Source organism: Caulobacter sp. Root1455 (genome assembly GCF_001426905.1).
Lineage (GTDB): Bacteria > Pseudomonadota > Alphaproteobacteria > Caulobacterales > Caulobacteraceae > Caulobacter.
This window is the reverse complement of sequence record NZ_LMFQ01000020.1, coordinates 473537-486867: the sequence shown is the minus strand read 5'-3', so window position 1 is coordinate 486867 and position 13331 is coordinate 473537. Positions and strand designations below refer to the sequence as shown.

Below are 13331 nucleotides of genomic sequence, written 5' to 3'. Positions count from 1 at the left end.
CGTGTCCCAAACACCTCGCTGGCCGGAAGGTTCGGAAAATCCGTTCGGGTCAGGTCTGGCTTGGCGGATAGGCGTGCGCCCCGCCGTTCGGATCCTCGACCTGACCGTCGACCGCCAGATAGTCCGGCCCGATCGGCACCTTGCCGTGGCCGTCGGGGATGTCGAGCACATAGGTCGGCTGGCACAGGCCCGAGAACCGGCCGCGGATGGCGCGCATCAGGGCGCGGCCTTCCTCCACCGTGGTGCGCAGATGGGCCGTGCCCGGCGCGTGGTCGCCGTGGTGCAGGTAGTAGGGCCGCACGCGGTTCTCGACGAAGCCGCGCATCAGGGCGCCCAGGGTCTCGGGATCGTCGTTGACGCCCTTCAGCAGCACGGTCTGGCTCAGCATCGGGATGCCGGCGTCGATGATCCGGGCGACGGCGGCGCGGGCCGCGTCGGTCAGTTCGCGCGGGTGGTTGGCGTGCAGGGCCACATAGACCGTCTTGCCGCCGGCCTTCAGGGCCTGGACCATGTCCTCGGTGATCGCCGCCGGATCGACCACCGGCACGCGGGTGTGGAAGCGCACGACCTTCACGTGGTCGATCCTGGCCAGCCGCTCGCCCAGGTCGCGCAGGCGGCGCGGCGACAGCACCAGCGGGTCGCCGCCGGTGACGATCACCTCCCAGATCTCCGGGTGGGCGGCGATATAGGCGAAGGCGGCGTCCAGCTTCTCGGGCGACAGGTTGGCCAGGCCCTCGGGCCCGACCATCTCGCGGCGGAAGCAGAACCGGCAATAGACCGCGCAGGTGTGGGTGGGTTTCAGCAGCACGCGGTCGGGATAGCGGTGGACGATCCCCTCGACCGGGCTGTGGGTCTCGTCGCCGATCGGGTCGGCGACCTCGCCGGGGCTTTCCAGCAGCTCGGCCTCGTCGGGCAGGAACTGGCGGGCGATCGGGTCGCTCTCGTTGGCCGGGTCGATCAGCGAGGCCATGTCCGGGGTGATCGCCACGGCGTAGCGCGCCGCCACGGCCTCGAGCGCCGGCAGCCGCTCGGGAGCGATCAGGCCGGCTTCGGCCAGGGCGGCGGCGCTGCGGAGGGTGCGGGCGGCGGTCATGAGGCGCGGGATATGGCGGATTAGGCGGCCCGGAGCAATGCGGCGGCTTAGCCGAGATCGTCGACGAACGCCCGGGGCCGCGCCTTGACCGCGCCCTTCAGCAGCCGCCGGAAGGTCGGGCACGCCATGTGGCTGGGCGCGGGACAGGCCGCGGCGTGGCGCAGGCCGTCGCGCAGCGCGGAGAGGCGGCGGATCGTCTGGTCCAGGTCGTCGGCCTTGGCCGAGAGCCGCGCGCGGTCCAGGCGCGGCTTGCCCGCCACGTCGAACATGCCGGCGATCTCGTCCAGCGAAAACCCCGCCGTCTGGGCCAGGGCGATCAGCGACAGGCGCTCGATCACGCCGGCCTCGAACAGCCGCTTCAGCCCCCGCCGGCCGATCGAGACGATCAGGCCCTTTTCCTCGTAGAACCGCAACCGGGAGGCCGCCATGCCCGTTCCCCGAGCCACCTGCGCGATGTCGAGAAGTTTCACGATTGACCTCAAGTCGGCTTGAAGTCGTAGCCTCGTCCATAGCCCGCTTGGAAAGCAAGGAGGACCGCGCGTGACGCAGCCGCAAACCGAGGCCAACAAGGCCCAGACCGAGCTCTGGAACGGCGGGGCCGGCCGCAACTGGGTCGAGCAGAACGCCATGCTCGACCGCCTGTTCGAACCGTTCGAACAGCCGCTGGTCGACGCGATCCGGGAACACGGGGCGCGCGCGGTGCTCGACGTGGGGTGCGGCGCGGGCGCCACCACCTTCGCCGTGGCGCGGAGCCTGAAGGGGCAAGGCCGCTCCACCGGCCTTGACCTGTCCGCGCCGCTGATCGACCTGGCGCGGCGGCGGGCGGCCGAACAGGACGTCGACAACGCCGATTTCGTGGTCGCCGACGCCCAGCAGCACGCCTTCCAGCCCGCGAGCTTCGACGCGGTCATTTCGCGGTTCGGGGTGATGTTCTTCGACGATCCGGTCGCCGCCTTCGCCAATCTGCGGCGGGCCGCGCGTCCCGAAGCGGGCCTGGCCTGCATCGTCTGGCGCGGGACCGACGAGAACCCGTTCATGGCCGCGGCGGAGCGGGCGGCCGGCCCGCTGCTGCCCGAGCTGCCCAAGCGCGCGCCCGACGCCCCGGGCCAGTTCGCCTTCGCCGATCCGGATCGGGTGGGCGGGATCCTGTCGGCGGCGGGATGGCGGGACGCGGACCTCCAGCCGCTGGACGTCGCCTGCGCCGTGCCGGCGGACGACCTGGAAACCTACGCGACGCGCATGGGGCCCGTGGGTCTGATGCTGCCGAGCCTGGAGGCCGGTCGTCGCGCCGCGGTGATCGAGGCCGTGCGGCGGGGCTTCGCGCCCTTTCTGGCCGACGGCGTGGCGCGGTTCACCGCGGCCTGCTGGCTGGTGCGGGCGCGGGGGTAGGGGTTTGTCGACATTCAGGCGCACCCAAAAATCTATCCGTCATTCCCGCCCTTGTGGCGGGAATGACGGGATAAAGGGGGAATGGCTTCGAGAGGGATTGAACGGCCGAAACGCCAAATATTGATCCCTACCCCGCCACCGGCGTCCACAGCACCTGGTCCACCCGCGACGCCCCCGCCGCCAGCATCACCAGGCGGTCGAAGCCCAGGGCCGAGCCCGAAGCGTTCGGCATGATCGCCAGGGCGGCCAGGAAATCCTCGTCCAACGGGTAGCGCTCGCCATAGACCCGGGCCTTCTCGTCCATCTCGGCCTCGAAGCGGCGGCGCTGTTCGCCGGCGTCGGTCAGCTCGCCGAAGGCGTTGGCCAGCTCGACCCCGCAGGCATAGAGCTCGAACCGCTCGGCCACGCGCGGGTCGCCGGGCTTGGGCCGCGCCAGGGCCGCCTCGGCGGTCGGGTATTCGCAGAGGATCGTGGCGCGGCCGATCCCCAGGTTCGGCTCGACCTTCTCGACGATCACCCGGCTGAACACGTCGGCCCAGGTGTCGTCGTCGGCCACCCGTATGCCGGCGGCCTTGGCCGAGGCCGCCAGGACGTCGCGATCCGTCGCCCCCGTCCCGTCGATCGAGGCCAGCAGATCGACGCCCGCGTGCCGCGCGAACGCCTCCGCCACCGTCACCCGCTCGGGGGCGGCGAAAGGATCGCAGTCATGACCGCGAAAGCGGAATTGGAGGGTTCCCACCGTTTCCGCCGAAAGCGCCAGCAACGCCGCGCAGTCGTCCATCAGGGTCTGGTACGGCGCGTCGACCCGGTACCATTCCAGCATGGTGAACTCCGGATGGTGCAGCGCCCCGCGCTCGCGGTTGCGCCAGACCTTGCCGAAATCGAAGATCCGCCGCTCGCCCGCCGCCAGCAGCTTCTTGCACGAGAACTCCGGCGAGGTGTGCAGGTAGAGCGGCGCGCTTTCCCCCGAAAGCGTCAGGGCCTGGGTCTCGAAGGCGTGCAGATGGGCCTCGTTGCCGGGCGAGACCTGCAGGGCCGCGGTCTCGACCTCCAGGAACCCCGCGGCCTCGAACCAGGCCCGGAACGCGGCCTTGATCCTGTTGCGGGCCAGCAGGAACGGCCGCCGGTCGGCGTGGTTTTCAGGCCGCCACCAGGGCGAAGGAGAAGCTGTCGGCACGGGGCGTCCCAGGTCGGGGGGTGGCGAACTTGGCGAGGATCGCTATAGGAGGGCGATATCTAACGCAATTCGCGGCCAAGGCCGCCGCGAGATCCAAGGACGCACTACGTGACCAAAGTCGCCGCCAGCTCGCTGAGGAAGGGTTCCGTCGTCGATATGGACGGCAAGCTCTACGTTGTCCTCAACGCCGAAAACATCCACCCCGGCAAGGGCACGCCGGTCACCCAGCTGAACATGCGCCGCATCTCGGACGGCGTGAAGGTGTCGGAACGCTACCGCACGACCGAGCAGGTCGAGCGCGCCTTCGTCGACCAGCGCGACCACACCTTCCTGTACCAGGACGGCGAGGGCTACCACTTCATGAACCCGGAAACCTTCGACCAGTTGGTCGCCTCCGAGGACGTGATCGGCGACCTGGGCGCCTATCTGCAGGAAAACATGACCGTCGTCCTGTCGACGCACAACGACGTGCCGATCGCCCTGGAACTGCCGCGCACCGTGACCCTCGAGATCGTCGAGACCGAACCCTCGGTGAAGGGCCAGACCGCCAGCTCGTCGTACAAGCCGGCCATCCTCAGCAACGGCGTGCGCACCATGGTGCCGCCGTACATCGCCTCGGGCACCCGGGTGATCATCCTGACCGAGGATGGTTCGTACCAGGAACGCGCGAAGGACTAGGCTTCGCCTAGAGCTTCCAAAAGCCTGTCATCCCGGCCGCGGCGCAGCGGAGAGCCGGGACCGACGCCAGAGCTCAGCGCTTCGGCCCGGTCCCGGATCTTCGCGCTTCGCGCTTCGTCCGGGATGACAGGCTTTTTTGCGTTTTCAGACGTGAAGGGCGCTCACCACCGCAGCGCCCACCGACCCACCAACGCCCCCAGCGCCCCGGTCCCCAGCACGCCCAGGGTGTACCAGGTGCCCACGAACACCATCGTGCTCTCGCCGCAGTGCAGGCCGTAAACCGTGGCCGCCACGCCGCCGGCGAAGGCGCCGGCCGCGAAGCCGGTCAGGGCCGGGCGGGTCGGGGCCATGCCGCGCAGCACCACCAGCGTCGCCGCCAGCCCCGGCAGAGCCAGGGTCAGGATGTAGCGGAAGCAGACCTTCCAGGATCCGCCCATCATCATCGACCGGCGATGCTCCCAGTCGGCGGCCAGCCATTGGCCGAAGCCCATGCCGACGAACAGCGCCAGCACCAGAGCCCCGAACAGCAACGCCTTGCGCGGCGCGCCGTCCGGCCGCGCCAGGCGCTCCAGGGCCCAGAAGCCCGCCACGCCCAGCAGGGCGGTGTAGATCGCCTTCATCCAGAACATCCGGCCGGTCATGGCCTGGGCCAGGTCCTCACGCGTGCCCAGCCAGGCCAGCACCATCACCAAGGCCGCCAGGCCTCCGGCCACGGCCACGCCGACGAACCGACGCTGCACCGCCCCGGCCGGGATGGCGCGCGGTCGCGCCGCCAGCTGATCGATCAGATCATCCGTCCGCACGGCCACGCATCCTTTCTCCGAGACTCTTCAGCGCGCGGTGCAGGGCGACCTTGGCCGCGCCCTCGCTGACGCCGGCCCGATCGCCGGCCTCGGCCAGGCTGAGACCCTCGATCTTGACGTCGCGCACCAGGTTGCGCTGGCGCTCGGGCAGGGTCTCCAGGGCCTTGTCCAGGTCCATGGCCGAGCCGGGTTCCGGCGCATAGGCGGCCAGGACCTCGACATAGTCGTCGATCGGCAGGGTCACCCGCACCTTCCGCCGCCGCCAGTGGTCGATCAGCTTGTAGCGCGCCAGGGCGAAGGCCCAAGGGGTGAACGGCTGGGCGCGATCGTAGGTCGCGCGCCGCGTATGCACCGCCATCAGGGTCTCTTGCACCAGATCCTCCACATCGCCGGAAGCGTCGCGCATGCGGCGCTCGAAATAGACGCGGAGCCGGCCGCCGAGTTGAGACAGCAACAGCCGATAGGCCGGGGCGTCGCCGTCCAGGCTCAACAGCATCAGCGCCTTCAGGGCGGCCTCGGTTTCCGTCACGCCTCCCCCTTGTTCGCGCGAGACGGCCTGATGGTTACACCGCGTCGCGGAAAGCGGGAACCGGGTCTGGCGCTGTCCGGCGTTTTTCGGCGCGCCGCTTTTTTGTTCGGATACCGGTGTAACCTTTCGCGGCGCCCGTCCGTAACTCCCCTTTGACCGCGCAGGACGGGCCGACGAACGGCGCCGGGCTCGGTCGCACCAGACGAAGGAAACGCCTCCATGAACCGCACCCCCGCTCTCGCCCTCGCCGCCGTGTTCGCCCTGAGCGCCGGCGCCGCCATGGCCCGCGACGACGCCAAGCCGGCCAAGATGGAAATGGAAAAGTGCTACGGCATCGCCAAGGCCGGCCACAACGACTGCAAGGCCGGCGCCGGCACCTCGTGCGCGGGCACCTCGAAGGCCGACTATCAGGGCGACGCCTGGAAGAAGGTCGCCAAGGGCACCTGCACCAGCATCAAGACCCCGAACGGCACGGGCTCGCTGACCCCGAAGACCTCGATGTAGGCCACGCCCGCCCCAACGCTGTCATCCCGGACGAGCGCGAAGCGCGAAGATCCGGGACCGACCCAGAGCGCATGCGTTTCCGGCGGTCCCGGATCTGCGCTTCGCTTCGTCCGGGATGACAGGCTCTTGTTGATTTGAAGAACATCCCATGTCCCCCACCGCCGGCCTCGGCCTCAAACCGCAGCACTACGCCGAAGCCCTCGCGGCCGAGGACGCGGGCCTGTGGTTCGAGGTCCATCCCGAGAACTACATGGCCGCCGGCGGGCCGCGCCTGCGCTGGCTGCAGGCCGTCCGCGACAGGCATCCGCTGTCGCTGCACGGGGTGGGCCTGTCCCTGGCCGCCGACGCCGATCCGGACCCCGCCCACCTGCTCGCCCTGAAGGCCCTGGCCGATCGGTTCGAGCCGTTCGTGATCTCCGAGCACCTGGCCTGGAGCACCCATCGCGGCGTCCACCAGCCCGACCTCCTGCCCTTTCCCCGCACCCGCGCGGCCCTCGACCGGATCGCCGGCAACATCGGCCGCACCCAGGACGTCCTTGGACGGACGATCCTGGTCGAGAACCCGTCGCTGTACCTGCCGCTGACCGGTCACGCGCTGGACGAGACCGATTTCCTGATCGACCTGACCCGCCGCACCGGCTGCGGCCTGCTGGTCGACGTCAACAACGTGTTCGTCAGCGCCAGCAACCTGGGCTACGCCGCCGAGACCTATCTGGACGCCCTGCCCGCCGAGGTCATCGGCGAGATCCACCTGGCCGGCCACGGCGCCGATGAGGGCGGCTCAAGCTTGCTGATCGACACTCACGGCGCCCCGGTCGCCGAGCCCGTCTGGACCCTGTACCGCCGCCTGGTCGACCGGATCGGCCCCCGTCCGACCCTGATCGAGCGCGACGACGACATCCCGGCCTTCGACGTGCTGATGGCTGAGCGGAACCGGGCGCATGGGATGCTGGCGAAGCGGGAGCCGGCCCATGTCTGAGCTGGGCCGTTTCCAGGACGCTTTCGCCGCCGCCCTCGCCGAGCGAGCATCCGCGCCGATCGCCGCCTGGCTGCCAAACGGCGAGGGCGACGGCGAGGCCGAGCCCGCCGGCCTGGCCGTCTATCGCAACACCATCGCCAAGGGCTGCGTCGACGCCCTGGCCGCCAACTTCCCGACCGTGGCCAGCCTGGTCGGCGACGACTGGTTCCGCGCCGCCGCGGCCCTGTTCGTCCGCGAGCATCCGCCGACCAGCGCCGCCCTGCTGGCCTATGGCGAGGCCTTCCCGGACTGGCTGGACCGCTTTCCGCCGGCCGACGACCTGCCCTACCTGCCGGCCATGGCCCGGCTGGATCGGATGTGGACCACCGCCCTGTTCGCGCCGGAGGCCCAGCCGCTGGCCGCCGAAGCCTTCGCCCTGGCGCCCGACGCCCTGGCCGCCGCCCGCCCGCGCCTGCATCCCAGCCTGGCCTTCGCCTGGTTCGACAGCGGCCTGCCCGGCCTGTGGCTGGCGGCCCGCGAACCCGAGCCCGGCGAGATGGCGCTGACCGACGACCCGCAGGGCGTCCTGATCGCCCGGCCCGACGACATGGTGCATGGCCGCCTGCTCGACGCCGCCGGCTTCGCCTTCCTGACCGCCGCCCGCGACGGGGCGAGCCTGGGCGAGGCGATCACCGCCGCGGCCCGGGCGAACCCCGCCGCCGACCTCGCAACCCTCTTCGCCGCCCTGATCGCCGACGGTGCGTTCAGCGGCCTCGACCTTGGAGACCTCGCGTGACCGACCAGATGCTCGCCCCCGCCCCCTCGCGTCCCTGGAGCCGTCCGTTCGACGCCCTGGCCGTCCTGGCCCACCGCGCCCTGCCCGACGGGGTCCTGACCCTGGTCGCGCGCCTGGGCGTCGCCTCGGTGTTCTTCCTGTCGGGACGCACCAAGGTCGACGGGATCCTGCACATCACCGACGGGACCTATTCGCTGTTCGCCGACGAATACGCCCTGCCGCTGATCCCTTCGGACGTCGCCGCCCACCTGGCGACCTACAGCGAGCACCTGTTCTCGATCCTGCTGGTGCTGGGCCTGTTCACCCGGATCTCGGCCCTGGCCTTCCTGGGCATGACCCTGGTGATCGAGGTGTTCGTCTATCCCGACGCCTGGAGCACCCACCTGTCCTGGGCCGCGATCCTGCTGTTCCTGGTGGCCAAGGGCGGCGGGAAGTGGAGCTTGGATCGGGTGCTGGGGATTCGCTGAGGCCTCCCAAGACGCCCCCTCCGTCGGGCTTCGCCCGCCACCTCCCCCGTTGCACGGGGGAGGAGAAAGACGCCGCATCCTCCTCACCCGCAAGGCGGGGGAGGTGGCGCGATGCGAATACGCATCGTGACGGAGGGGGCGTCCCGTCGCGTCACCACCCGCCATATCGCGGCCCGAACCGGCGCCGCAACTCGTCCACCTCGCGCTCGGCGTCGCGGGCGGCCCAGTCGGCCCGGCGGCCGTCCTCGACCGCCTGGCGGCGCTCGCTGCGCAGGCGGTTCAGCCGGTCGCGCAGTTCGTGCTTCTGCTCGTCGTTCAGCTGGGGATTCTTCAGTTCGTCCTCGACGCCCCGCGCCTCGCGGTCGCGCTTCTCGGCGCGGTGGTCGGCGCTCTGGCGGTCCGATTCCGCCTGGCTCAGGCGCGACACGGCCGCGTTCACCAGCTGGCCGTCGGCATAGCCGATCAGGAAGCCGCGCTCGGGTCCCTGCGGGCAAACCCCGGCATAGGCGTTGCCGTCGCGCCCTTCGCTGAAGCCGCGGTCCTGGGTGCAATACAGCTTCAGCCCCTGGTCGCGGGCCTGGAAATAGGGCGCGGCGTCGGGAACCACCCCGGCCTTGGCGCAGGCCTTGGCGTGGTCGTCCAGACGGCTTTGCGGACGCCCCGCCTCGCCGTCCTTGAAGCCCACCCCGGCCCAGTCGCCCTGCAGGCAGGCCTCCTTGCTCATGGTGGCGCAGCCGGCCAGCGCGCCGACCGTGACGACCAGTCCCAGAACCCCCAGTTTCCGAACCCAAAGACGACGCATGTGTAAGCTCCCCAAGGCATGGCCCTAAAGCGTGACTTGGGGGGAGCTAAAGCTTGGCCGTCTGAACGGCCGCTGAACGATGGTTTCCTAGTGGCCCGTACTCAATGAACCGTCACGCGGCGCGGACGCTTCCACAGCTCCTCGGTCAGGGCGTTGGCGAAGCCCAGCCAGCCGAGATAGGGGCTGGAAAAGCCCGAGGCCGGGGCCACCAGCTTGCGGGCCTGCAGGGCATAGGCGGCCGAGGCCGCCAGCGACGCGGTCGCCGCGCCAAGTTGTCCCCCGACGCGCTTGGCGCCGAGGGCCAACCAGAGGGCGTTGAAGCCCTGGACCAGGCTCCAGAGGGTGAGAGCCCGGGTGCGCGTGGGGCTGGACGGCGCGTTCCAGATCCGCAGTCCCGAAAGGGTCATGGCGATGAACAGCGGCGGCAGGATCAGGCTGGTCAGGGCCTTGGGCTGATGGGCGACCGGCTCGTGCATCTCGGCGTAGCCGACCGCGTATTCCTCGTCGTCGATCATCTTCTCGTGGCGGCGGCCCAGCAGGGTCGAGGCCAGGATCGCGCCGCCGGCCAGGGCCAGGCCCAGGAGCAGTTGAGCGCCGGCGGTGCTGGGGGTGTCGGCCTTGACGTCAATCTCGAACGACTCGCGACCGGCGTGAGTCCGCCTCCCGTGGGATCGGCCGTTCGGGATGTGCATGGCGGAACTCCTCGCTAAACATGCTTGTAACCCGCCTAGCTGGGCCTTGGTTCCAAGGCGGCGAAACGGTTTGAGGGTTCCCATGCTCGTTTTCCGCCCCGCCCGGCCCGAAGAGATCGAGACGATCCGCGCCCTCGAGCGCGCCTCGGCCCAGCGTTTCGTCGGGTTGATGGACGCCCTGGCCGCCGACGAGCCCACGCCGGCGTCGATCCTGGCCCCGCGGATCGCCGCCGGCGGCCTGGTCGTGGCGGTGGAGGACGAGGCGGTCGTGGCGTTCGTGATGTTCCGGCGGGTCGAGACCCGGGCCTATGTCGAACAGCTCGACGTGCTGCCCGCCTTCGCCGGCCGGCGGATCGGCGCGGCGCTGCTGGACGCGGCGGCCGAATGGGCGCGGACGGCGGGGCTGGACGGCCTGTCGCTGTCGACCTTCCGCGACGTGCCGTGGAACGCGCCGTACTACCGGCGGCTGGGGTTCGTGGAGGTGGCGGCGCTGACGCCGGGGATGGCCGCGATCCGGGAGGAACACCTGGCGCGAGGGCTGGATGAGAGCGCGCGGGTGTTCATGACGCGGGATTTTTGAGGGGACGGACGCCCCCTCCGTCACGATGCGTATTCGCATCGCGCCACCTCCCCCGCGATGCGGGTGAGGAGGATTACGCCCTCACCTTTTCCTCCCCCGAGCAACGGGGGAGGTGGCGGGCGAAGCCCGACGGAGGGGGCGTCCGTCCGCCGCGACCTAAGCCGGCAGTTCGCCCACGGCGCTCTGCAGGTAGTTCTGCTCGCCCAGCGCCTTGACCAGGCCCAGTTGCATCTCGAGGAAGTCGATATGCTCCTCGGTGTCGCTGAGGATCTCGCGCAGCAGTTCGCGGCTGACATAGTCGCGGGCCTGTTCGCACTGGATGATTCCGGGGATCAGGGTCTCACGGCCGCCGACCTCGACCGAGAGGTCGCTGGCCAGGCATTCGGGCACGGTCTCGCCGATCTTCAGCTTGTGCAGGTCCTGCAGGTTGGGCAGCCCCTCCAGGAACAGGATGCGGTTGATCAGCTTGTCGGCGTGTTTCATCTCGCCGATCGACTCGTCGTAGGTGATCTTGCCCAGGCGCTTGAAGCCCCAGTTGTCGTACATCCGCGCGTGCAGGAAGTACTGGTTCACCGCCGTCAGCTCGTTGGTGAGCACCGCGTTCAAGAGCCGGATGATGCCGGGATCGCCTTGCATGGCGGGTCTCCTCAGATTCGAATAGTCGGCGCGTAAAAGGGCTGCCTGAGTCCTTTGGACTCAGGCAGAGGGGGACCCTGAGCCATCGGCCAAGTTGCATCAACCGCTATGTCTGCAAGTGTTTCTCAGCCTCACGGAAAAGCGTGAAACCAGCTCGCGCGGCCTATTCGGCGGCGAAGGCCAGGGCTTCGCGGTTGTCCTGGATCATCTGGCGCATCTCGCAGACGCACTTGGCGCACTGGGCCTGGCAGCCCTTGTGACGGAACACGTCGGCCGGGCGGGTGGCCCCGGCGTCGATGGCGGCGCGGACTTCCCGCTCGCGAATGCCGTTACAGTTGCAGACGTACAAGGGACGCGCCCCATTGAATGATTGTCATTCTCATGTAGCGGAGGCGCGCGCCTTTTGCAACTGACTCGCAGTGCGACAAATAGCTCCTAGATCCTCCCCCTTGTGGGGGAGGTGTCGGCGAAGCCGACGGAGGGGGGAGTGATAGGCAGGCGGCCGGATTCCGGATCGACGATCCCAAAACTCCCCCCACCGGCCTTCGGCCGCCTCCCCCATAGGGGGAGGGTCTTGCCCTCTCGTCCCGCGCTGCAAATCGGCGTAATCCCGCCTGATGACCGACTGCCGCCTCTATCTGATCACCCCGCCGGCCTTGGACGACTTGGCCGCCTTCGGCCACGACCTGGCCGCGGCCCTGGACGGCGGCGACGTGGCCGCCCTGCAGATCCGCCTGAAGGACACCCCGGACGACGTGATCGCCGCCGCCGTCCAGGTGCTCAGCCCCATCGCCCGGTCGCGCGGCGTGGCGGTGATCCTCAACGACCGTCCCGACCTGGCCGCCCGGCTGGGCTGCGACGGGGTCCATGTCGGCCAGGGCGACACGCCCTACAAGGAGGCCCGCAAGATCATGGGGCCGAACGCCATGATCGGCGTCACCTGCCACGACAGCCGCCACCTGGCCATGGAGGCCGCCGAGGCCGGGGCCGACTACGTGGCCTTCGGGGCCTTCTTCCCGACCACCACCAAGGACGCTCCGACCACCGCCGATCCGGAGATCCTGTCGATCTGGCAGGAGACGATGGAAGTGCCCTCGGTGGCCATTGGCGGCATCACCGCCGACAACGCCGCCGGCCTGGCCGCGGCGGGGGCCGACTTCCTGGCCGTCTCGGCCGGGGTCTGGAAGCACCCCCAGGGGCCGGCCGCCGGCGTCGCGGCGATCAACGCCGCCATCGCCGAGGGCCTTGCGGCCCGCTTGGCGGCGCGAGGCGCATAACGCCGTTCGCGGAGCTTGCCGGTCAAGCTTGTCGGGCGTAGCGTCTTCCCAACGATAGAATACGGGGAGGACGTCCATGCGGCGGCTTGGTCTGTGTTTGCTTGGCGTAACCGTCCTGGGCCTGATGGCGACGGCCACCGCGACCCTGGCGGAAAGCTGGAAAGCGTCGCCCGGCGAGGCGAAAACCTTCTACGACGCGGACTTCATGCGGGTGGACCAGACGTCCGGCCTGATCGTGCTGCGCATCGCCGAGGGACGGCCCAACGGCCCCTACCGGAGCTGGCCGGCCGGCAAGGGTCCGATCCTGCTGTTCGCCCTGGACTGCGCGGCCGACAAGTGGATCGACCTGGGCATGGACTTCACCGGCGACCAGGGCCTGCCCAAGGGCTGGCGCAAGGGCGAGAAGATCGACGACATCAAGGGCGCCGCCGGCGGCGCGGGCCGCGTGGCGTGCGAGACCAAGGACACCTTGCCGAAGGTGGCGCTGCCCTAGGGGCACCCTCTCCCGGAGGGGAGAGGGAGGGGCCCACGCGAAGCGTGGGAGGGTGAGGGGTCACGCCCTCAGCCGGAGCGCCGCGCCGATGGCCTCGGCCACCCCTCCGGGATCGGCCAGTACGAATTCATTGTCGAACCGCAAGACGCGATACCCGCAGCGCTCAAGAACTTCGGTGCGAACCAGGTCATGCAGTTCGCGATCCTCGTGCGCCGGTCCATCGAGTTCAACGACGAGCTTGGCGTCCCAACAGGCGAAGTCCGCGAAATAACGATCGATCGGAACTTGGCGGCGAAACTTGAAGCCATCGAGACGGCGGCCGCGCACGATCGCCCAGATCTTTCCTCGGCCTGGGTCTGGCCGCGACGCAGGCGGCGAGCGTTGGGGATCTGGTTCATCTCGCGATGAAGCGGATCAAATCAAGAACGTGGCAAGCAAAGTAATCGGGGTTTCACTT

General features: G+C 69.8%; 19 protein-coding genes and 1 pseudogene. 9 read left to right on the top strand and 11 right to left on the bottom strand.

All coding sequences use genetic code 11. From position 1 onward, the window contains the following. Nucleotides 1-49: 49 nt before the first annotated feature. A complete protein-coding gene (locus tag ASD21_RS11775) occupies nt 50-1093 on the bottom strand; it encodes a lysine-2,3-aminomutase-like protein (protein ID WP_056440888.1) in 1044 nt (347 codons plus the stop codon). Nucleotides 1094-1140: 47 nt separating this feature from the next. Continuing rightward, nucleotides 1141-1563 carry a helix-turn-helix domain-containing protein gene (locus ASD21_RS11770; RefSeq protein WP_200941424.1) on the bottom strand — a complete coding sequence of 141 codons (423 nt, stop codon included), beginning with the start codon at nt 1561-1563 and terminating at the stop codon, nt 1141-1143. A gap of 70 nt (nt 1564-1633) precedes the next feature. On the opposite strand from ASD21_RS11770, the gene ASD21_RS11765 reads away from it, so the two are divergent. Next, entirely contained in the window at nt 1634-2482 is an 849-nt protein-coding gene (locus ASD21_RS11765; RefSeq protein WP_056440882.1) for a class I SAM-dependent methyltransferase, read from the top strand. Nucleotides 2483-2609: 127 nt separating this feature from the next. Here the strand turns inward: ASD21_RS11765 and epmA are convergent, their stop codons facing one another. Continuing rightward, nucleotides 2610-3659, bottom strand: coding sequence for an EF-P lysine aminoacylase EpmA (gene epmA, locus ASD21_RS11760; RefSeq protein WP_056440881.1), 1050 nt, complete (start codon nt 3657-3659; stop codon nt 2610-2612). Between the two features lie 108 nt (nt 3660-3767). On the opposite strand from epmA, the gene efp reads away from it, so the two are divergent. Next, nucleotides 3768-4337 (top strand): elongation factor P, encoded by a 570-nt coding sequence (gene efp, locus ASD21_RS11755; protein WP_082554725.1) that lies wholly within the window; start codon nt 3768-3770, stop codon nt 4335-4337. A gap of 161 nt (nt 4338-4498) precedes the next feature. On the opposite strand, the gene ASD21_RS11750 is transcribed toward efp, so the two are convergent. Continuing rightward, on the bottom strand, nt 4499-5140 hold the full coding sequence (locus ASD21_RS11750) for an NrsF family protein (RefSeq protein ID WP_056441190.1): 642 nt from the start codon (nt 5138-5140) through the stop codon (nt 4499-4501). Continuing rightward, complete coding sequence (locus ASD21_RS11745) at nt 5127-5669, bottom strand: sigma-70 family RNA polymerase sigma factor (RefSeq protein WP_056440878.1); 543 nt, start codon at nt 5667-5669, stop codon at nt 5127-5129. Before ASD21_RS11745 ends, ASD21_RS11750 begins: the two co-directional genes overlap by 14 nt. Nucleotides 5670-5888: 219 nt before the next feature. Between ASD21_RS11745 and ASD21_RS11740 the strand changes: the two genes are divergently transcribed. From ASD21_RS11740 to ASD21_RS11725, 4 genes are all read left to right on the top strand, one after another. After that, entirely contained in the window at nt 5889-6173 is a 285-nt protein-coding gene (locus tag ASD21_RS11740; RefSeq protein ID WP_056440877.1) for a BufA1 family periplasmic bufferin-type metallophore, read from the top strand. Nucleotides 6174-6321: 148 nt separating this feature from the next. Further along, complete coding sequence (gene bufB / locus ASD21_RS11735) at nt 6322-7152, top strand: MNIO family bufferin maturase (RefSeq protein WP_056440876.1); 831 nt, start codon at nt 6322-6324, stop codon at nt 7150-7152. Then, nucleotides 7145-7927, top strand: coding sequence for an HvfC/BufC N-terminal domain-containing protein (locus ASD21_RS11730; RefSeq protein WP_056440875.1), 783 nt, complete (start codon nt 7145-7147; stop codon nt 7925-7927). Before bufB ends, ASD21_RS11730 begins: the two co-directional genes overlap by 8 nt. Nucleotides 7928-7935: 8 nt before the next feature. Further along, on the top strand, nt 7936-8394 hold the full coding sequence (locus tag ASD21_RS11725) for a DoxX family protein (protein ID WP_056441187.1): 459 nt from the start codon (nt 7936-7938) through the stop codon (nt 8392-8394). 79 nt (nt 8395-8473) lie between these two features. On the opposite strand, the pseudogene ASD21_RS24735 reads toward ASD21_RS11725, so the two are convergent. From ASD21_RS24735 to ASD21_RS11715, 3 genes and pseudogenes are all read right to left on the bottom strand, one after another. Further along, nucleotides 8474-8539 (bottom strand): annotated as a pseudogene (locus ASD21_RS24735) (hypothetical protein); the annotation flags it as partial. A 6-nt stretch (nt 8540-8545) separates the two neighbouring features. Further along, nucleotides 8546-9196 carry a DUF2799 domain-containing protein gene (locus ASD21_RS11720; RefSeq protein WP_056440872.1) on the bottom strand — a complete coding sequence of 217 codons (651 nt, stop codon included), beginning with the start codon at nt 9194-9196 and terminating at the stop codon, nt 8546-8548. A 101-nt stretch (nt 9197-9297) separates the two neighbouring features. Beyond that, entirely contained in the window at nt 9298-9888 is a 591-nt protein-coding gene (locus ASD21_RS11715) for a tryptophan-rich sensory protein (protein WP_056440869.1), read from the bottom strand. An 82-nt stretch (nt 9889-9970) separates the two neighbouring features. Between ASD21_RS11715 and ASD21_RS11710 the strand changes: the two genes are divergently transcribed. Continuing rightward, nucleotides 9971-10468 (top strand): GNAT family N-acetyltransferase, encoded by a 498-nt coding sequence (locus ASD21_RS11710; RefSeq protein WP_056440865.1) that lies wholly within the window; start codon nt 9971-9973, stop codon nt 10466-10468. Nucleotides 10469-10624: 156 nt separating this feature from the next. On the opposite strand, the gene bfr is transcribed toward ASD21_RS11710, so the two are convergent. Both bfr and ASD21_RS11700 read right to left on the bottom strand, forming a co-directional pair. Further along, on the bottom strand, nt 10625-11104 hold the full coding sequence (bfr, locus tag ASD21_RS11705) for a bacterioferritin (RefSeq protein ID WP_056440859.1): 480 nt from the start codon (nt 11102-11104) through the stop codon (nt 10625-10627). Nucleotides 11105-11267: 163 nt separating this feature from the next. After that, entirely contained in the window at nt 11268-11453 is a 186-nt protein-coding gene (locus ASD21_RS11700; RefSeq protein ID WP_056440858.1) for a (2Fe-2S)-binding protein, read from the bottom strand. Between the two features lie 265 nt (nt 11454-11718). Here ASD21_RS11700 and thiE point away from each other — a divergent pair, with 265 nt between their 5' ends. Both thiE and ASD21_RS11690 read left to right on the top strand, forming a co-directional pair. Then, a complete protein-coding gene (thiE, locus tag ASD21_RS11695) occupies nt 11719-12381 on the top strand; it encodes a thiamine phosphate synthase (protein WP_156390658.1) in 663 nt (220 codons plus the stop codon). 76 nt (nt 12382-12457) lie between these two features. After that, nucleotides 12458-12874, top strand: coding sequence for a hypothetical protein (locus tag ASD21_RS11690; protein WP_056440852.1), 417 nt, complete (start codon nt 12458-12460; stop codon nt 12872-12874). Between the two features lie 60 nt (nt 12875-12934). Here the strand turns inward: ASD21_RS11690 and ASD21_RS11685 are convergent, their stop codons facing one another. Next, nucleotides 12935-13201 (bottom strand): DUF559 domain-containing protein, encoded by a 267-nt coding sequence (locus tag ASD21_RS11685; protein ID WP_442856967.1) that lies wholly within the window; start codon nt 13199-13201, stop codon nt 12935-12937. Nucleotides 13202-13331 lie beyond the last annotated feature (130 nt).

What these genes read in the sequence shown, in the direction of transcription:
- ASD21_RS11775 (WP_056440888.1), bottom strand. Translation starts at nt 1,093, where the DNA reads ATGACCGCCGCCCGCACCCTCCGCAGCGCCGCCGCCCTGGCCGAAGCC.
- ASD21_RS11740 (WP_056440877.1), top strand. Translation starts at nt 5,889, where the DNA reads ATGAACCGCACCCCCGCTCTCGCCCTCGCCGCCGTGTTCGCCCTGAGC.
- bufB (WP_056440876.1), top strand. Translation starts at nt 6,322, where the DNA reads ATGTCCCCCACCGCCGGCCTCGGCCTCAAACCGCAGCACTACGCCGAA.
- ASD21_RS11730 (WP_056440875.1), top strand. Translation starts at nt 7,145, where the DNA reads ATGTCTGAGCTGGGCCGTTTCCAGGACGCTTTCGCCGCCGCCCTCGCC.
- ASD21_RS11725 (WP_056441187.1), top strand. Translation starts at nt 7,936, where the DNA reads ATGCTCGCCCCCGCCCCCTCGCGTCCCTGGAGCCGTCCGTTCGACGCC.
- ASD21_RS11720 (WP_056440872.1), bottom strand. Translation starts at nt 9,196, where the DNA reads ATGCGTCGTCTTTGGGTTCGGAAACTGGGGGTTCTGGGACTGGTCGTC.
- ASD21_RS11715 (WP_056440869.1), bottom strand. Translation starts at nt 9,888, where the DNA reads ATGCACATCCCGAACGGCCGATCCCACGGGAGGCGGACTCACGCCGGT.
- ASD21_RS11710 (WP_056440865.1), top strand. Translation starts at nt 9,971, where the DNA reads ATGCTCGTTTTCCGCCCCGCCCGGCCCGAAGAGATCGAGACGATCCGC.
- bfr (WP_056440859.1), bottom strand. Translation starts at nt 11,104, where the DNA reads ATGCAAGGCGATCCCGGCATCATCCGGCTCTTGAACGCGGTGCTCACC.
- ASD21_RS11690 (WP_056440852.1), top strand. Translation starts at nt 12,458, where the DNA reads ATGCGGCGGCTTGGTCTGTGTTTGCTTGGCGTAACCGTCCTGGGCCTG.